The 17,481-nt window shown below is 62.4% G+C and carries 16 protein-coding genes; 11 read left to right on the top strand and 5 right to left on the bottom strand.

Annotation, left to right across the window (positions count from 1 at the left end; all coding sequences use genetic code 11):
* Nucleotides 1-88 precede the first annotated feature (88 nt).
* The 11 genes from pedF to GST84_10935 all read left to right on the top strand — a co-directional run bounded on the left by pedF (nt 89) and on the right by GST84_10935 (nt 11,505).
* Complete coding sequence (gene pedF, locus GST84_10885) at nt 89-550, top strand: cytochrome c-550 PedF (GenBank protein ID XGB12848.1); 462 nt, start codon at nt 89-91, stop codon at nt 548-550.
* A gap of 5 nt (nt 551-555) precedes the next feature.
* Nucleotides 556-1,431 carry a transporter substrate-binding domain-containing protein gene (locus GST84_10890; GenBank protein XGB12849.1) on the top strand — a complete coding sequence of 292 codons (876 nt, stop codon included), beginning with the start codon at nt 556-558 and terminating at the stop codon, nt 1,429-1,431.
* Between the two features lie 8 nt (nt 1,432-1,439).
* Nucleotides 1,440-2,201 (top strand): quinoprotein dehydrogenase-associated SoxYZ-like carrier, encoded by a 762-nt coding sequence (locus tag GST84_10895; GenBank protein XGB12850.1) that lies wholly within the window; start codon nt 1,440-1,442, stop codon nt 2,199-2,201.
* Nucleotides 2,202-2,240: 39 nt separating this feature from the next.
* On the top strand, nt 2,241-3,164 hold the full coding sequence (locus tag GST84_10900) for a quinoprotein relay system zinc metallohydrolase 1 (protein ID XGB12851.1): 924 nt from the start codon (nt 2,241-2,243) through the stop codon (nt 3,162-3,164).
* A gap of 195 nt (nt 3,165-3,359) precedes the next feature.
* Nucleotides 3,360-5,147: a PQQ-dependent dehydrogenase, methanol/ethanol family gene (locus tag GST84_10905; protein XGB12852.1), complete on the top strand. Its 1,788-nt coding sequence runs from the start codon at nt 3,360-3,362 to the stop codon at nt 5,145-5,147.
* Between the two features lie 163 nt (nt 5,148-5,310).
* Nucleotides 5,311-6,831 carry an aldehyde dehydrogenase family protein gene (locus GST84_10910; protein ID XGB12853.1) on the top strand — a complete coding sequence of 507 codons (1,521 nt, stop codon included), beginning with the start codon at nt 5,311-5,313 and terminating at the stop codon, nt 6,829-6,831.
* A 230-nt stretch (nt 6,832-7,061) separates the two neighbouring features.
* Nucleotides 7,062-7,133, top strand: coding sequence for a pyrroloquinoline quinone precursor peptide PqqA (pqqA, locus tag GST84_10915; protein XGB15745.1), 72 nt, complete (start codon nt 7,062-7,064; stop codon nt 7,131-7,133).
* Nucleotides 7,134-7,184: 51 nt separating this feature from the next.
* The gene (gene pqqD / locus GST84_10920; protein ID XGB12854.1) at nt 7,185-7,457 is read left to right on the top strand and encodes a pyrroloquinoline quinone biosynthesis peptide chaperone PqqD; all 273 of its coding nucleotides are present in this window, start codon (nt 7,185-7,187) and stop codon (nt 7,455-7,457) included.
* An 89-nt stretch (nt 7,458-7,546) separates the two neighbouring features.
* On the top strand, nt 7,547-8,710 hold the full coding sequence (locus GST84_10925; protein ID XGB12855.1) for an iron-containing alcohol dehydrogenase: 1,164 nt from the start codon (nt 7,547-7,549) through the stop codon (nt 8,708-8,710).
* On the top strand, nt 8,694-10,364 hold the full coding sequence (locus GST84_10930; GenBank protein ID XGB12856.1) for a PAS domain S-box protein: 1,671 nt from the start codon (nt 8,694-8,696) through the stop codon (nt 10,362-10,364). The genes GST84_10925 and GST84_10930 overlap by 17 nt, the downstream gene beginning before the upstream one ends.
* Nucleotides 10,365-10,890: 526 nt before the next feature.
* Nucleotides 10,891-11,505 (top strand): hypothetical protein, encoded by a 615-nt coding sequence (locus tag GST84_10935; GenBank protein XGB15746.1) that lies wholly within the window; start codon nt 10,891-10,893, stop codon nt 11,503-11,505.
* 42 nt (nt 11,506-11,547) lie between these two features.
* Here GST84_10935 and GST84_10940 read toward each other — a convergent pair whose 3' ends face one another.
* From GST84_10940 to GST84_10960, 5 genes are all read right to left on the bottom strand, one after another.
* On the bottom strand, nt 11,548-12,897 hold the full coding sequence (locus tag GST84_10940) for a D-serine ammonia-lyase (protein ID XGB12857.1): 1,350 nt from the start codon (nt 12,895-12,897) through the stop codon (nt 11,548-11,550).
* 247 nt (nt 12,898-13,144) lie between these two features.
* Nucleotides 13,145-13,867 (bottom strand): peptidase, encoded by a 723-nt coding sequence (locus GST84_10945; protein XGB12858.1) that lies wholly within the window; start codon nt 13,865-13,867, stop codon nt 13,145-13,147.
* A gap of 73 nt (nt 13,868-13,940) precedes the next feature.
* Nucleotides 13,941-14,720, bottom strand: coding sequence for a transglutaminase family protein (locus GST84_10950; protein ID XGB12859.1), 780 nt, complete (start codon nt 14,718-14,720; stop codon nt 13,941-13,943).
* Entirely contained in the window at nt 14,717-15,667 is a 951-nt protein-coding gene (locus GST84_10955) for a hypothetical protein (protein XGB12860.1), read from the bottom strand. The genes GST84_10950 and GST84_10955 overlap by 4 nt, the downstream gene beginning before the upstream one ends.
* A 3-nt stretch (nt 15,668-15,670) precedes the next feature.
* Nucleotides 15,671-17,080 (bottom strand): circularly permuted type 2 ATP-grasp protein, encoded by a 1,410-nt coding sequence (locus GST84_10960; GenBank protein XGB12861.1) that lies wholly within the window; start codon nt 17,078-17,080, stop codon nt 15,671-15,673.
* Nucleotides 17,081-17,481 lie beyond the last annotated feature (401 nt).

Here is a 17,481-nt window from a genome sequence, read left to right on the forward strand (position 1 = left end):
GCAGCATTCGGTCGCCCGCAGGGTGTTTCTAAGATGGCGGCACGGCCTCTGTGGTTGAGGCCTTGTGTGCAATGGTGAGGGCATAACAATGACAACAAAATGCAATGTGTTGCTTGCTGCTGGGTTGCTGGCCGCATCTGTGCTGACCGGTACAGCCTGGGCCCATGGCAACGTGGTGCCCCAGGCAGTGGAGACCAAGGGCCTGACCCCGATCAAGGACGCTGGCGTGAGCCTGGACGACGACGGCTGGGCGGCGGTCAACCCGTACCGCAGCTCACCCGAGCACGACAAGGCCGTGGAAATCGGCGCCTCGGCCTACAACCAGAACTGCGCCGCCTGTCATGGCCTGGAGGCCAAGTCTGGTGGTATCGCCCCTGACTTGCGCATGCTCGATGCAGGTGATGCTGGCGATGAATGGTTCGTCGAGCGGGTGCGCCACGGCGCGGTTCGCGACGGCCGCGTGTACATGCCGAAGATGGCCGATTACCTCAGTCAGGAAGCCCTGTGGGCGGTGCGCACCTACCTCGACAGCGTGCACGTCGAGGAGTGACGGCCATGCGTCTGTGGGCGGTGCTGTTGAGTGGCCTGCTGCTGTGTTGCGCGGCGGCCCAGGCGCAGGTGCGCAACTATGACGCGATCATCGCTGCCGGCGAGCTCAAGGTGGCGGTGTACAAGGATTTCGCCCCCTACAGTTTTCAGGACCACGGCCAGCCGCGTGGTGTCGATGTGGAGCTGGCGCAGGCCCTGGCCACGGCCTTGGGGGTACGCCTGCAACTGATCTGGGCGCCACCCGGAGAAAAGCTCGACGATGACCTGCGCGACTACATCTGGCGTGGCAGCCCGCTGCGTCATCAGCAATTGGCCGACCTGATGATGCGGGTGCCTTACGATCGCGCCTACGCGCAGCGGCGCAACGAGCTGGGGGAGCTGGAAAACGCCCAGGTGGTGATGTTCGGCCCCTATCAGGAGGAGCGTTGGCAGGTGGCCTACGATCGCCGTCGCCTGCCGTCGGTGGCCAGTGTCGCGGTATTCCAGCAGCATCCTGTCGGGGTCGAGGTGGACAGCGTGCCGTCGTTTTACCTGACGTCGGTGTTCAACGGCATGCTTAGCGCCAGGACCCACCATTACCCCAGCGTGCAGCAGGCATTTGCTGCGATGCAGGCCGGCCAGGTAGACGCTGTGATGGCGATGCGCGGCGAGGTTGACTGGCAGCTGCACCAGGCCGCCGACCCACAACTGGCCTTGGCAGAAAACGCCTACCCAAACCTCGGTAAACAGGCTTGGGAAATCGGCATGGCCGTGCATGAAAGCAACCGGCAGCTGGCCTACGCGGTGGAGGAGGCCATGGAGGAGATGATTCGCGATGGCCGGCTCAAGGCGATGTATGCCGCATACGGCCTGCGTTACGAGGTCCCGGAGATGTACCAATAGGAGTGGCCATGAACTGGCGAGCAACTTTCCTGCTGGCCTGCTGGATGCCCTGGGCCGCCCAGGCAGCGACACAAGGCACCTCCACAGACCCGGTGCCTTCCGTGATGTGGGACTTCTACCACAAGCAGTTGCTGGCCCAGGCTGCATTCGTGTTCGATGACCGTGTGAAGCTTCTGGCGCCACCCTTTGCCGAGGATGCACGGCAGGTGCCGCTGGAGATCGACGCCCGGGCGTTCACAGGCGAGGTGGTGCGGATAATCGCCTGGGCAGAGCTGAACCCTCTGCCGCGCATCGTCGACTTTCAGCCCGGCGAGCGCGTGTTGCCCTGGTTGTCGATCCGCATCCGCATCGAACAGGCCACACCGTTGCGCGCCGCCGTACTGACACGCGATGGCCTGTGGCACGTCGGTTCTACCCTGATCGATGCTGCCGGCGGCGGTTGTACCGCACCCAGCGTGGTGCGCACCCAGCCCGGCTGGGAGGAGCACCTCGGTGAGGTGCTGGGCGGGCGCTACCCGCGTGGTGACAGCAGCCGCCTGCGCCTGCAGGTGGCCCACCCGATGGATAACGGCCTGGTCAGTGGCATTCCTGAATTCTTTCTCAACCATGCCGAGTTGCAAGGTGCAGATGGCCAGCGCCTAGCCAGCCTGGAGCTGTACCCGGCGGTCAGCGAAAACCCCAACCTTGGCTTTGACATTCAGGGCCCTGGTCCAACCCGGCTGCTGCTGCGGGACAACAGCGGCAACCAGTTCGAGGCGGCGCTGCCCTGAGCGCGTTGTCTGATTCCCCCCCTGACCCGAGGCACTGTCATGCGTTGGATCCTGCTGTTGCTGCTGTGCCTGGGGCTGCCAGCCCAGGCTGATCTGGCGTACCGGCTCACACCGCGGCAGATCGCCGAGGGCACCTGGTTGCTGGAAGGCAGCACCGACAATTTCGCCAAGGCCAATGGCGGCAATGTGGTCAACACCGCGTTCATCGTCACCGACAGCGGTGTGGTGGTGATCGACAGCGGGCCGTCGAAGGGCTATGGCGAGGCGTTGCGCAAGGCAATTGCCACCCTCACCGACAAGCCGGTAGTGGAAGTGCTGTTGACCCATCATCATCCTGACCATGTACTGGGCAACCAGGCCTTTGCCGATGTGCCGATCGGTGCCCTGGCCGGCACCCGCGACCTGCTGCGCCAGCAGGGCGATGCCATGGCCGAGAACATGTATCGCCTGGTTGGCGACTGGATGCGCGGTACCGAAGTGGTACTGCCGACCCGGGTGTTGCAGCCGGGTGTGCATGAGGTGGGTGGGCACCGCCTGAGGTTGCTGGGGCTGGGCGGGCACACGGGGGCCGACCTGGCGATTTTCGATGAAAAGACCGGCGTACTGTTCGCCGGTGACCTGGTGTTCTACCAACGCGCCCTGACCACGCCTAACAGCCCAGGGCTGGACGTGTGGCTCAAGGACCTGGATACCCTGCAGGCACTGCCTTGGAAGCAGCTGGTACCCGGGCATGGCCCGGTGGCCAGTGATGCGCAGCCGTTCGTGCAGATGCGTGACTACCTGGGCTGGCTCGATGGCCTGATGCGTGATGGCGCGGCGCGCGGTGACGACATGGCCGAGATGATCCGCAGCCCCATTCCTGAACGGTTTGCCGGGATCAGCCTGACGCGTTATGAGCTGATCCGCAGTGTCAGTCACCTGTACCCCCGGTATGAGCGCCAGCAGTTACGGCGCTTGCTATGACATTGTTTGTGCCTGTCAGCCCCCGTGCCGCCCACACAGCGCTCTGTGTCTGCACCCACCCATCGCTCAGGCCCCTACCAAGGAACTAGAAAACTCCGCACTGCGGGCAATTGTTGGCAATCGGGTCGGGACCAAGAATTCCCGACACACCGGGAAATTTTCCCGGGCACAACAAAAAAACCAAAGGTAGCCGTCATGACCCGATCCCCACGTCGCCCCTTGTTCGCCGTGAGCCTGGTGCTCAGCGCCATGCTGCTTGCCGGCGCGGCTCACGCCGCTGTCAGCAATGAAGACATCCTCCAGGACCCGAAGAACCCCCAGCAGATCGTGACCAATGGCCTGGGCGTGCAGGGCCAGCGCTACAGCCCGCTGGATATGCTCAATGTCAATAACGTCAAGGAACTGCGCCCGGTCTGGGCGTTCTCCTTTGGCGGCGAGAAGCAGCGCGGCCAACAGGCCCAGCCGCTGATCAAGGACGGGGTGATGTACCTGACCGGCTCCTACTCGCGGGTGTTCGCCGTGGACGCCCGCACCGGCAAGAAACTGTGGCAATACGATGCACGTCTGCCGGATGACATCCGCCCCTGCTGCGACGTGATCAACCGCGGCGTCGCGCTGTACGGCAACCTGGTGTTCTTCGGCACGCTGGACGCCAAGCTGGTGGCCCTGAACAAGGACACCGGCAAGGTGGTCTGGAGCAAGAAGGTCGCCGACCACAAAGAAGGCTACTCCATCAGCGCCGCGCCGATGATTGTCAATGGCAAGTTGATTACAGGCGTTGCCGGCGGCGAGTTCGGCGTGGTGGGCAAGATCCAGGCGTACAACCCGGAGAACGGCGAGCTGCTGTGGATGCGCCCCACCGTGGAAGGGCACATGGGCTATGTGTACAAGGACGGCAAGGCGATCGAGAACGGCATTTCCGGCGGTGAGGCGGGCAAGACCTGGCCTGGCGACCTGTGGAAGACCGGCGGCGCTGCGCCTTGGCTGGGCGGTTACTACGACCCGGAAACCAACCTGATCCTGTTCGGTACCGGCAACCCGGCCCCGTGGAACTCGCACCTGCGCCCCGGTGACAACCTGTACTCTTCCTCACGCCTGGCGCTGAACCCGGACGACGGCACCATCAAGTGGCACTTCCAGAGCACGCCGCATGACGGCTGGGACTTCGACGGCGTCAACGAGCTGATCTCGTTCAACTACAAGGACGGCGGCAAGGAGGTCAAGGCTGCCGCCACGGCGGACCGCAACGGTTTCTTCTACGTGCTCGATCGTACCAACGGCAAGTTCATCCGCGGCTTCCCGTTCGTTGACAAGATCACCTGGGCCACGGGCCTGGACAAGGACGGCCGGCCGATCTACAACGACGCCAGCCGCCCGGGCGCACCAGGCAGCGAGGCCAAGGGCAGCTCGGTGTTCGTCGCCCCGGCCTTCCTCGGCGCCAAGAACTGGATGCCGATGGCCTACAACAAGGACACAGGGCTGTTCTACGTGCCGTCCAACGAGTGGGGCATGGACATCTGGAACGAAGGCATCGCCTACAAAAAGGGCGCGGCGTTCCTCGGTGCCGGCTTCACCATCAAGCCGCTCAACGAAGACTACATCGGCGTGCTGCGCGCCATCGACCCGATCAGCGGCAAGGAAGTGTGGCGCCACAAGAACTACGCGCCGCTGTGGGGCGGCGTGCTGACCACCAAGGGCAACCTGGTGTTCACGGGTACGCCAGAGGGCTTCCTGCAGGCATTCAATGCCAAGACCGGCGACAAGGTCTGGGAATTCCAGACCGGGTCAGGCGTGCTGGGCTCGCCCATCACCTGGGAAATGGACGGCGAGCAGTACGTTTCGGTGGTCTCCGGCTGGGGCGGCGCGGTGCCGCTGTGGGGTGGCGAAGTGGCCAAACGGGTCAAGGACTTCAACCAGGGCGGCATGCTCTGGACCTTCAAGTTGCCCAAGCAGTTGCAGCAAACAGCGAGCACCAAGCCCTAACGCCTGCCTACTGCCGCTTGCCGCCGCTGATCCGGTGACAAGCGGCCCTACTACCAAATGACGAGAGCCCCGCTGCCAACGATGCATTCGCCCGGCACGCGGGGCTTCTTACCATCGGTGCATCGCCTGTCGTGGGACAGGCACCGACCCGCAGAGGCTCAGCATGATCTACGCACAACCCGGAACTCCAGGCGCCGTCGTATCCTTCAAACCCCGTTATGGCAACTTCATCAATGGCGAGTTCGTGCAGCCGTTGGCTGGCCAGTACTTCACCAACAGCTCGCCGGTCAATGGCCAGCCGATTGCCGAATTCCCGCGCTCCACGGCCCAGGACGTAGACCGCGCCCTGGACGCCGCGCATGCCGCCGCCGAAGCCTGGGGCAAGACCTCGGTGCAAGACCGCGCCCTGGTACTGCTCAAAATTGCCGACCGCATCGAACAGAACCTGGAAGTGCTGGCGGTTACCGAAAGCTGGGACAACGGCAAGGCCGTACGCGAAACCTTGAATGCCGACGTGCCGCTGGCAGCGGACCACTTTCGCTATTTTGCCGGTTGCATCCGTGCCCAGGAAGGTGGCGTAGGTGAGATCAACGAAGGCACCGTGGCTTATCACATCCACGAGCCGCTGGGTGTGGTGGGGCAGATCATCCCGTGGAACTTCCCGCTGCTTATGGCCGCCTGGAAGCTCGCCCCGGCCTTGGCCGCTGGCAACTGCGTGGTGCTCAAGCCCGCGGAGCAGACGCCGCTGTCGATTACCGTCTTTGCCGAACTGATCGCCGACCTGTTGCCGGCAGGCGTACTGAACATCGTCCAGGGCTTTGGCCGTGAGGCCGGCGAAGCGCTGGCCACCAGCAAGCGCATCGCCAAGATCGCTTTCACCGGGTCCACCCCGGTGGGCTCGCACATCATGAAGTGCGCGGCCGAGAACATTATCCCGTCCACCGTCGAACTGGGTGGCAAGTCGCCGAACATCTTCTTCGAAGACATCATGCAGGCCGAGCCGGCGTTCATCGAGAAGGCTGCCGAAGGCCTGGTGCTGGCGTTCTTCAACCAGGGCGAGGTGTGTACCTGCCCGTCACGGGCGCTGATCCAGGAGTCGATCTACGAACCGTTCATGGCCGAGGTGATGAAGAAGATCGCCAAGATCACCCGCGGCAACCCGCTGGATACCGAAACCATGGTGGGTGCCCAGGCGTCCGAGCAACAGTACGACAAGATCCTTTCGTACCTGGAGATTGCCCGGGAGGAGGGCGCGCAGTTGCTCACCGGCGGTGGTGCCGAGCGGCTACAGGGTGACCTGGCCAGCGGTTACTACATTCAGCCAACCCTACTCAAGGGCAACAACAAGATGCGCGTGTTCCAGGAAGAAATCTTCGGGCCGGTGGTGGGCGTGACCACCTTCAAGGACGAAGCCGAAGCGCTGGCTATCGCCAACGACAGTGAATTCGGCCTGGGCGCCGGCCTGTGGACCCGCGACATCAACCGCGCCTATCGCATGGGACGCCGGATCAAGGCCGGGCGAGTGTGGACCAACTGCTACCACCTGTACCCGGCGCATGCGGCGTTCGGGGGGTACAAGAAGTCCGGTGTTGGCCGCGAAACCCACAAGATGATGCTCGACCACTATCAGCAGACCAAGAACCTGCTGGTGAGCTACGACATCAATCCGCTGGGCTTCTTCTAGACCGCGTCGCGGCCTTCGCGGGCTCGCCCGCTCCCACAGGTTCACCGCTGGTTCCAGAACCGGTGAAGAACCTGTGGGTGCGGGCGAGCCCGCAAAAGGGCCGGCACATGCATGGCCTACCCGTACCAACGCACCCCGCAAGCTCGTTCCAAAGTAGCATTCGGTCCGGTCCACCCCCGTGCATTAATGCTTCTACCGGAATCCTCCGGCACAAGAAGAGGACTTGCCCTATGTGGACTAAACCCGCCTATACCGACCTGCGCATTGGCTTCGAAGTGACGATGTATTTCGCCAACCGTTGATGACGGCCCGGCCATCGCCACGGTGGCCGGATCCTCCTGGAGTATGCGCCTGTGAACCTGATAGATCGCCAGCAAGCCCTTGCCTTGGGGCGAGGCTTGCGCCTGGACTGGGCGCCACAGAAGGGTTGCCACGTGCTGTTGTACGCCGGGGGCATCATCGAGCTCAATGCCAGTGCCGGCTGGGTCCTGGAGCTGCTGGACGGCCACAGTACCGTGGCAACGGTCATCGACCGCCTGGCACAACGCTTCCCCGATGTACCGGAGCTCGAAGAGGACGTGCTGGCATTTTTGGAGGTGGCCCGCGCCAAATCCTGGATAGAATGACCGGTAGCCCCGCTTTGGTCTGGTTGCTTTCGTGGTGGGATGCTTTACGCTGGCGTTTATCTTCCAGAACAATAAGAACAGGCTTACCGATGAGCCAGAGTTTCAGCCCCCTTCGCAAGTTCGTATCGCCTGAAATCATCTTTGGTGCCGGCTGCCGGCACAATGTGGCCAATTACGCCAAAACCTTCGGTGCGCGCAAGGTACTGGTGGTCAGCGACCCTGGCGTGATCGCCGCCGGCTGGGTGGCGGATGTGGAGGCCAGCCTGCAGGCCCAGGGCATCGACTATTGCCTGTACACCGCCGTGTCACCCAACCCGCGGGTCGAAGAGGTGATGCTCGGCGCCGAAATCTATCGGCAGAACCACTGTGACGTGATCGTCGCCGTTGGCGGCGGCAGCCCGATGGATTGCGGCAAGGCCATCGGTATCGTGGTGGCCCATGGACGCAGCATCCTCGAATTCGAAGGCGTGGACATGATCCGCGTGCCCAGCCCGCCGCTGATCCTGATCCCGACCACCGCCGGCACCTCGGCGGACGTGTCGCAGTTCGTGATCATATCCAACCAGCAGGAACGCATGAAGTTCTCCATCGTCAGCAAGGCGGTGGTGCCGGACGTGTCGCTGATCGACCCGCAGACCACCCTGAGCATGGACCCGTTCCTGTCGGCCTGCACCGGCATCGATGCGTTGGTGCATGCCATCGAGGCCTTCGTGTCTACCGGCCACGGGCCGTTGACCGACCCCCATGCGCTGGAAGCCATGCGCCTGATCAATGGCAACCTGGTGGAGATGATCGCCAACCCCACCGATATTGCGCTGCGCGAGAAGATCATGCTCGGCAGCATGCAGGCGGGGCTGGCGTTCTCCAATGCGATCCTGGGCGCAGTGCACGCCATGTCGCACAGCCTGGGCGGTTTCCTCGACTTGCCCCATGGCTTGTGCAACGCGGTGCTGGTGGAACATGTGGTGGCGTTCAACTACAGCTCGGCGCCGGAGCGTTTCAAGGTGATCGCCGAGGTGTTCGGGATCGACTGCCGTGGTCTCAATCACCGGCAGATCTGTGGGCGCCTGGTGGAGCACTTGACTGCCCTGAAACATGCCATTGGCTTCCATGAAACCCTGGGCCTGCATGGGGTGCGCACGTCCGATATCCCGTTCCTGTCGCAACACGCGATGGACGATCCGTGCATCCTCACCAACCCCCGTGCGTCGAGCCAGCGTGATGTCGAGGTCGTCTATGGCGAGGCCCTCTGACGAGCAGCAGCGGGCGTTGGCCGGGCTGCTGGGGCTGGGTGACCACTCGGCGCGCAAAAGCCATTATCCGGAGCTGTCCGCCCGCCTGGACGAGCTGGAGGCCGAACGCAACCGTTACAAATGGCTGTTCGAAAACGCCGTGCACGGGATTTTCCAGGCCAGCCTTCAGGACGGCATGCGCGCCGCCAACCCGGCGCTGGCCCGCATGCTTGGCTACGACGACCCGCAAGCGGTGCTTTTTTCCCTGACTGACCTGGCCGCCAACCTGTTTGATGGCGGTGCCAAGGAGTTGCAGGCGATCACGGCGGTGCTCGCCCGTGAGCACAGCCTGCACGGCTACGAAACCCGTTTGCGGCGCAAGGACGGCAGCCATCTCGATGTGCTGATGAACCTGCTGCTAAAACCCGGCCATGAAGGGCTGGTGGAGGGGTTCGTTGCCGACATCACCGAACGCAAGCTGGCCCAGCAACGCCTGCAACAGCTCAATGACGAACTGGAGCAACGGGTCGCTGCGCGTACCGATGAATTGCTTGAGGCCCGTGATGCCGCCGAAGCCGCCAACCGCAGCAAGGACAAATACCTCGCTGCCGCCAGCCATGACCTGCTGCAGCCGTTGAACGCCGCGCGCTTGCTGATCTCGACCTTGCGCGAGCGGCCATTACCAGAGGCCGAGCATGTGCTGGTGGAGCGTACCCACCAGGCCCTGGAGGGCGCGGAAGACCTGCTGACCGACCTGCTGGACATTTCCCGGCTCGACCAGGCTGCCGTCAGGCCGGACGTGGCTGTGTACCGCCTGGACGAGGTGTTCGCGCCGCTGGTCTCGGAGTTCAGCTCGGTGGCCGATGCTGCAGGCCTGAAGCTGCATGCACGCATAGCCGATTACGCCATCAGCACTGACTTGCGGCTGCTGACGCGCATTCTGCGCAACTTCCTCAGCAACGCTTGCCGGTACACCGACGAGGGGCGGATCCTGCTCGGGGCGAGGCGCCGCGGCGGCCAGTTGCGGCTGGAGGTGTGGGATACCGGGCGAGGCATCGCGCAGGATCGGCTGCAGGCCATTTTTCTCGAGTTCAACCAGCTGGACGTTGGCCGTGCTGCCGATCGCAAGGGTGTTGGCCTGGGGCTGGCCATCGTTGAACGGATCGCCAAGATTCTCGGTTACCGGATCGAAGTGCGCTCGTGGCCGGGGCGTGGCTCGGTGTTCAGCATCGAGGTACCTCTTGGCAAAGAAGTGCCGCTGGCTGTTCATCAGGCTGTGCCGCTGCCCAGCGCCGGTAATCCGCTGCCGGGCCGCCGCCTGCTGGTGCTGGACAACGAAGTGAGCATACTCGAGAGCATGGGCGCGCTGTTGGGGCAGTGGGGGTGCGAAGTGGTTACGGCTACCGACCAGGAGGGCGCCTTGCTGGCGTTGCAGGGGCGAGCCCCGGAACTGATCCTGGCCGACTACCACCTGGACCATGGCGTGGTGGGTTGCGAGGTGGTGAGGTACCTGCGTGAGCATTTTGCGACTGCCATACCGGCAGTGATCATTACCGCAGACCGCAGCGATCAGTGCCGGCGTGGCTTGCAGAAGCTAGGGGCGCCGCTACTGAACAAACCTGTGAAACCCGGGAAATTGCGGGCGGTGTTGAGCCAGTTGCTCCTGGTGCATTGACCGGGTAGTCGTTCACCAGTCGGCGAAATAGAGCACTTAAATGGCCTGTCGCGAAGTTTGGATCCACGGGCCTTTAAAACTTACCATTCGGTCAGCTTGCAAGCAGTTAGTAAACTAACTAATACGACTTTAAATACCGCTGGTCGGTGCTTTTGCTCAAGAAATGAACGATTTACCCGTGGGTCGCTCATATTTGCCAGCAAGTGTGTGCTTCAAGCAGCGCACTTCGCACCTCTCCCCAGAACGTAATGGACGTTCAACTTGATCTGAATCGCAGGGATGCACACGGGGCATTTTTACCTCTGACGATGGAGTAACGCCATGCCCAACCGAGGCTCAACGGTTGAGCCACTGTGTGCAATTGAGTAACCATTCGATGTTTCAATTAACGATATGAATTTGGTCTTCCTAGTGCGATCAAGTCGTACGCATGTTCGTTGCAAGGCCATCTAGCGCTGATGCATTACGTGGAGAATTCGACGTGGAGTTTAATACAATTATTAGCCTGTTCGGGCAGAAAGAATCCATGGAACTGGTGCGGCTGTCGGTCATTTATGTTCATTTACTGGCCTGTTGTATCGCCATCGGCCTGGTCTTTACCAGCGATGCCGAGATGGTCAGGGCCTTGTTGAAGGGGCATCAACAGGCCAGCCATGACGGTAAGCACATGGCGCGATTGCAGGCGTCCGTTGCCAATGCCTTGATATTCTTGTGGCTTACCGGTGCTGCGGTCATTGGTATCGATTATCTTGAAAAGGGCATGAGTTATTTCGCCAATCCCAAACTTCACGCAAAAGTCATTATTGTCTTGCTCCTGACCTTTAATGGCATGTTGTTGCATCGTTATGTATTACCTGCCTTGCTCAAGGCCGGTTCTTTGCTTGACCTGAATATAGGCGTGCGGATGTTTGCGCTGTTTTCTGGTGCACTGTCAGGTGTTTCCTGGTTATATGCAGCGATGCTGGGCGTCGGTCGGCCACTGGCCTGGAAGTATTCGCTGACCGAGTTGCTGTTGGCCTATCCGGTGATGATCCTGCTTGGCTTTGCCCTGATGGCCGCACTGACCCAGTGGGCGCGAAAACGCAATATGGTCAAAGCGACGCCAGCACCTGTGTGGCCGCTGGCGGGCATTCCTTGCTGATGGCCTGAAGCACTGCAACGGCGCTGCGAACCGGCGCTTCGGTTACACGTTTGCCTGCTCGCTGCGCCCTTTGGCCAGATAAGCGTTGAACTCTTCTTCCGGCACCATGCTGCCCCCCGTTCCCCAGACGAGGTGGGTGGCCTGTCGCAGCCGGGCTGGGGTGAAGCGTTGGCGGGCCAGGTACTCGTCGGCTTGCAGCACCCGTAGCATACCCGGTACGCCGGCCAGGGCAGAGGGCTCCAGTTTGACCTTGTCCTGCTCATGGGCGATGACCATCAAGCGGTACAGCTCTTCGTCGGTCACGGTGTAGTAACCATCGATCAGCCGCTGCATGGCTTTGCCGACAAACCCAGATGGGCGCCCGACCGCCAGGCCGTCTGCGGCGGTGATGTTGTCGATGCCGAAGTCCTGCACGTTGGTTTCATCATGCAGGCCGGTATAGACACCCAGCAGCATGCAGGGGGAGTGGGTGGGTTCGGCAAAGACGCAGTGCACCGCATCGCCGAACATCAGCTTCAGCCCGAATGCGACACCGCCCGGGCCGCCCCCTACGCCGCAGGGCAGATACACGAACAACGGATGGTCTGCGTTCACCTGAATGCCAGCCTGGTCGAGTTGCCGTGCCAACCGTTCGGCGGCGACGGCATAGCCGAGAAACAGCTGTGGGGAGTTTTCGTCGTCGACAAAATAACAACTGGGGTCTGAGGCCGCCTGCTGGCGACCCTGCTCGACCGCTACGCTGTAGTCGCACGCGTGTTCTACCACTGACACGCCGTTGGCCCGCAGCTTGTCCTTCTTCCATTGCCGGGCGTCGGAGGACATGTGCACGCTCACCTTAAAACCCAGCTTGGCGCTCATGATGCCAATCGACAGCCCCAGGTTACCGGTCGAACCCACGGCGATCGTGTGCTGACTGAAAAATGCGCGGGCCTGGTCGCTCGCCAGTTGGGTGTAGTCATCCGTTGGCGTGATCAAGCCGGCCGCCAGGGCCAGGTCCTCGGCGTGCTTGAGCACTTCATGGATACCGCCCCGGGCCTTGATCGAGCCGGAGATGGGCAAGTCACTGTCCGCCTTGAGCCACAGGTTGCCTGCGTTCTGCAGTGATCCTTCTTCGACAAGCACCCGGCGCAGCTGTGGCAGCGGGATGACAGGCGACTCGATGACCCCGCCGGCAGCGGCTGTTTCGGGGAACACAGTGGCCAGGTAAGGCGCGAACCGCTGCAGCCGCGCGCTGGCCGCTTGCACGTCAGCAGCCGTCAGGCCCACATCGTGCAGGGCTTCTGCAGCCTTGGCGATACCCGGGTTGAACCAGCTGGTCTGCTTCAGGGCAACCAGATCGGCGATGATCGGATGGCTTTGTTGCCAGGCTTCCAGGGTTTTTCCGTGAATCATGATTTCACCTGCAGGCAGTCTGTTGTCCGCCTGCAGCAGTCTCGTGACAGGGGGAAGGGGCAGGATAACCCACGGAGTCTCGAACATTACACATTGGCTTTACTGAGGTGTTGCCTGTACCGGCCCCTTCGCGGGCTCGACCTTTCCCACAGGACATCCCAGCCTTAAAGGCTTGCGCAGTACCTGTGGGAGCGGGCAAGCCCGCGAAGGGGCCGGTACAGGCAAAGGATCTGAACCGTTTGCTTGTTCAGCCATAAGGCGGCGCTGGCAGTTCGGCCAGGAGGGTTTTCAAGCCGTCGCTCCACTGCCTGCGAATCTGCTGGTAATAGGCATCGTCGCTGGTAATGCGCTTGCGCGTCATGCTTTCCAGGCTGTTATCACGGTACACCAGCAAGTCCAGCGGCATGCCCACCGACAGGTTGCTGCGGATGGTGGAGTCGAACGAAATCAGACCGCAGCGCAGCGCTTCATCGAGCGGCGTGCGGTAATCCAGGTTGCGGTCGAGTATTGGCCTGCCGTACTTGCTTTCACCCAGTTGCAGAAACGGGGTGTCCGGCGTGGCCTGAAAGAAATTGCCTTGCGCATACACGTTGTAGATGGCCATGGGGCCGCCGGCTATCTGGCCGCCGACGATGAATGAACTGCTGAGGTCGATATCGGCCGTGAGCTTGCTGCGGTCTCTTCTGACCACCTCGCGCAGGGTGTCGGCGACCAGCACCGTTGCATCGTACAGCGTGGCAACGTTCAGCAGGTGGGGGCCGTTGCCCTGGGTGCGTTGCTGCAGCAGGTTGATCACCGACTGCGAGGTCGCCAGGTTGCCGGCGGTCTGCAGCACGATCAGCCGCTCGCCCGGCACGCTGAAGACGAACAACTTGGTAAACGTGGAGATCTGGTCGATGCCGGCGTTGGTGCGTGAGTCGCTGATGAAGACAAGCCCGTCCTCCAGGTGCATGGCGACACAGTAAGTCATGCGGTTTCCCTTGCGTTGCGTGTGAAAGGGTCTTGCCGCACTCGCGCGGCAAGACCGGTCTGAAGCCAGCCTGTCACTGGCGATGCACGTGGACACTGGCCTGCATCGATTCGGCGCCGCCGCCGCGGCGTACGCCCCTGACCGGACAGGCGTCGAGGTAGTCCAGGCCCACCGCCAGCTTCAGGTGACGCTCTGGCCGGGTCAGGCGGTTGGTAATGTCGAAGCTGTACCAGGCATCGTCGACCCAGGCTTCGGCCCAGGCGTGGCTGGCCAGGTGTTGTTCATCCTCGGTGCACAGATAGCCGGACACATAGCGTGCCGGCACCCCCAGGCTGCGTGCGCAGGCCAGGAAGGCGTGGGTGTGGTCCTGACACACGCCCGCGCCACCGCTGAAGGCTTCGATGGCCGTGGTGCCCACCGACGTGGCCCCAGGGCTGTAGGGCATGTGCTCGGCCAGGCCTTGCATCAGCCCGATCAGCGCTGCCCGGTCGCGGTGACTGCCACATTGCCGGGCGGCGAAAGCAATCAGGGTGTCGTCGGCCTGCGTCAGGTGGCTGCCGCGCAGGAACGGCAGGGGCGACTGGCTCTCGGTTTCGTGTTCGCAATCCGGGTCGATCTCGACCTGGCCGTGTGCGGTAAGCGCCAGGTGGCCATGGGGTTTGTCGAGTGTCAGCACGTGCAGGATGTTGCCATAAGGGTCGATCTGGCCCTTCACCTTGCAGGGCAGGTCCAGTTGCCATTGATTGATACGTTGGCGTTCGCTGCTGCGCGGTGTCAGGCGCAGGAACTGGATACTGTTGCACACGTCGCTGGCGTAGCTATAGGTCGTGTCGTGGCGAATGGACAGTTTCATACAACCTCCAGGTAGGAGTGATGGACGGCCTGGCCCAGTTGGTTGATGCGGCCAATGAAGTCGCTCAGCCAGGGGTGCAACCCGGCATCGAGGATTTCGTCGATTGCGGTGTAGCGCAGGCGCGCATTCAGTTCGGCGGCCATGCGCTGGGCGGCACGCCCGGTACTGCCCGGCAGGCCCGCCAGGATCAGGTCCAGTTCCTCGATGCAGGCATGTAGCGAGCGCGGCACGTCTACCCGCAACAGCAGCAGTTCGGACACCGGCCGGGCACTGGGCGCGGCGCGATAGAGCTCGTTGAAGGCCTCATACGAGGTCAGCGCGCGCAGCAGGGCGCTCCATTGGTAATAGCCGCGGGCGGAGTCGTCGCTGACCTCTTCGGAGGCCTCGCCGAACATTTCATAGCGCGAATCGAGCAGGCGCAGGGTGTTGTCCGCCCGCTCCAGGAAGGTCCCCAGGCGAATGAAGCTGTAGGCATCGTTGCGCATGATGGTGCCGGAGGTCGCACCGCGGAACAGGTGCGATCGTTCCTTGACCCAGTCGCAGAACTGGCTGATGCCATAGCGACCAAGGCCATTGCTGGCAATGTTGCGCATTTCGATCCAGGTGGCGTTGATGTTCTCCCACATGTCGGCGGTGATACGGCCGCGTACTGCATGGGCATTGGTCCTGGCGGCCTGCAGGCAGCAATAGATGCTGCTGGGGTTGGTGGCGTCGAGGGCGAAGAAGTGCAGCATGCGCTCGGTGTCGAGTTCATTGTGCCGACGCAGGTAGTCGTCCAGCATGCCCGAGGCCATCAGCGACATTGCCAGTTCGGTATGGCCGTCGCTGCGCCCGGCCTGGGGCATCAGCGATAGCGAGTAGCTGACCTCGAGCATGCGCGCGAGGTTTTCTGCACGTTCCAGGTAGCGGGACATCCAGTACAGGTCGGAAGCGGTTCGCGAAAGCATGGCTCAGTCCTCCACCACCCAGGTGTCCTTGGTACCGCCGCCTTGCGACGAGTTGACCACCAGCGAGCCTTCCTTGAGCGCCACGCGCGTCAGGCCACCGGGCACCAGGCGGGTTTCACTGCCCGACAGCACGAACGGGCGCAGGTCGATGTGACGCGGTGCGATGCCGCTGTCGACGAAAGTCGGGCAGGTTGACAGGCACAGCGTCGGTTGAGCGATATAAGCGTGCGGGCGGGCTTTGATGCGCCCGCGGAAGTCCTCGATCTGGGCTTTGGTCGACGCAGGCCCGACCAGCATGCCATAGCCGCCGGAGCCCTGGGTTTCCTTGACCACCAGTTCGGGCAGGTGGGCCAGTACATGGGACAGCTCCGCCGGCTTGCGGCACTGCCAGGTCGGCACGTTGTTCAGGATGGGCTCTTCGCTCAGGTAAAAGCGGATCATGTCGTCGACATAGGGGTAGATGGATTTGTCATCGGCCACGCCAGTGCCGACGGCGTTGGCCAGCACCACATTGCCGGCGCGGTAAACCGAGACCAGCCCCGGCACGCCCAGCATCGAATCAGGGTTGAAGGACAGCGGGTCGAGGTAGTCGTCGTCCAGGCGGCGATAGATCACGTCCACCTGCTGGGGGCCGGCCGTGGTGCGCATGTAGACATGCTCATCACGCACGAACAGGTCGGCGCCTTCGACCAGCTCGATGCCCATTTCCCGGGCCAGGAAGGCATGCTCGAAATAGGCGCTGTTGAAACGGCCGGGCGTGAGCAGCACCGCGGTGGGGTTGTCCAAGGGGCTGGCGCTCTTGAGCGTGTCCAGCAGCAGGTTGGGGTAGTGGTCGATGGGCGCGATACGCTGGGCGGCAAACAGTTCGGGGAACAGGCGCATCATCATCTTGCGGTCTTCGAGCATGTAGCTGACGCCGCTGGGGGTGCGCAGGTTGTCTTCCAGCACGAAATAGCTGCCATCGCCGTCACGTACCAGGTCGACACCGGCAATATGCGCATACAGCCCACGGTGCAGGTCCAGGCCCTGCATGGCGATCTGGTAGCCCTCGTTGGCCAGCACTTGCTCTGGCGGGATGATGCCGGCCTTGAGGATGCGCTGGTCATGGTAGATGTCCTGCAGGAACAGGTTCAGCGCCTGTACCCGTTGAATGCAGCCACGCTCGACCGTGCGCCACTCGCTGGCGCGGATGCTGCGCGGGATGATATCGAAAGGGATCAGGCGCTCGGTATCCTGCTTGTCGCCATACAGGGTGAAGGTGATGCCAGCGCGGTGAAACAGCAGGTCGGCCTCGCGCCGACGCTGTTCCAGCAACTCCAGCGGGGTGTTGGCCAGCCAGCGGGCGAACTCCTGGTAATGCGGGCGGCAGTTGCCGTCCGCTTCGTACATTTCATTGAAAAAAGCCCGGGACATACCCACTCCTTGCCGCCGTTACCGGCAGCTTCATTGCGGTTCATCTGCGTCTTTCAGGGTGCTGCCTTGCTGGGGTAAGTGGGAGCTGTGTCTCGCGTTAACCTCGGTCTCGGTAGATTGCCTGTGCGTTGAGCACAATCAGTCTTTGCAATAAAAGTGCCGAATACGCCTGGCGGTTCTGGGGATGCAGGAAATGTGAGGGGCACACCCCTGGCAGCAAGGGCCGGCGCATCAAAAAAGGGCGCTTTTGATTCGGGCGCGGGTTTTGAATCGAAATGGGGCACCGGCCGGTGCCCGGCGGGAGAAAAAGGGAATATTCCGGGTGCATGACTTGGGGGGAAGGGGGCATGCATCGAGTGCCGCGCGGGCGGCACCCGATTGAACAAACGCTGAATATCGCG

It is taken from the genome of Pseudomonas putida (genome assembly GCA_041879295.1).
Lineage (GTDB): Bacteria > Pseudomonadota > Gammaproteobacteria > Pseudomonadales > Pseudomonadaceae > Aquipseudomonas > Aquipseudomonas putida_Y.

Excerpts from the sequence above, each read along its gene's own strand:
- GST84_10925 (XGB12855.1), top strand. The coding sequence starts at position 7,547 with ATGAGCCAGAGTTTCAGCCCCCTTCGCAAGTTCGTATCGCCTGAAATC.
- GST84_10895 (XGB12850.1), top strand. The coding sequence starts at position 1,440 with ATGAACTGGCGAGCAACTTTCCTGCTGGCCTGCTGGATGCCCTGGGCC.
- pedF (XGB12848.1), top strand. The coding sequence starts at position 89 with ATGACAACAAAATGCAATGTGTTGCTTGCTGCTGGGTTGCTGGCCGCA.
- GST84_10900 (XGB12851.1), top strand. The coding sequence starts at position 2,241 with ATGCGTTGGATCCTGCTGTTGCTGCTGTGCCTGGGGCTGCCAGCCCAG.
- GST84_10955 (XGB12860.1), bottom strand. The coding sequence starts at position 15,667 with ATGCTTTCGCGAACCGCTTCCGACCTGTACTGGATGTCCCGCTACCTG.
- GST84_10945 (XGB12858.1), bottom strand. The coding sequence starts at position 13,867 with ATGACTTACTGTGTCGCCATGCACCTGGAGGACGGGCTTGTCTTCATC.
- GST84_10905 (XGB12852.1), top strand. The coding sequence starts at position 3,360 with ATGACCCGATCCCCACGTCGCCCCTTGTTCGCCGTGAGCCTGGTGCTC.
- GST84_10890 (XGB12849.1), top strand. The coding sequence starts at position 556 with ATGCGTCTGTGGGCGGTGCTGTTGAGTGGCCTGCTGCTGTGTTGCGCG.
- GST84_10960 (XGB12861.1), bottom strand. The coding sequence starts at position 17,080 with ATGTCCCGGGCTTTTTTCAATGAAATGTACGAAGCGGACGGCAACTGC.
- GST84_10950 (XGB12859.1), bottom strand. The coding sequence starts at position 14,720 with ATGAAACTGTCCATTCGCCACGACACGACCTATAGCTACGCCAGCGAC.
- GST84_10940 (XGB12857.1), bottom strand. The coding sequence starts at position 12,897 with ATGATTCACGGAAAAACCCTGGAAGCCTGGCAACAAAGCCATCCGATC.
- GST84_10935 (XGB15746.1), top strand. The coding sequence starts at position 10,891 with ATGGAACTGGTGCGGCTGTCGGTCATTTATGTTCATTTACTGGCCTGT.
- GST84_10910 (XGB12853.1), top strand. The coding sequence starts at position 5,311 with ATGATCTACGCACAACCCGGAACTCCAGGCGCCGTCGTATCCTTCAAA.
- GST84_10930 (XGB12856.1), top strand. The coding sequence starts at position 8,694 with ATGGCGAGGCCCTCTGACGAGCAGCAGCGGGCGTTGGCCGGGCTGCTG.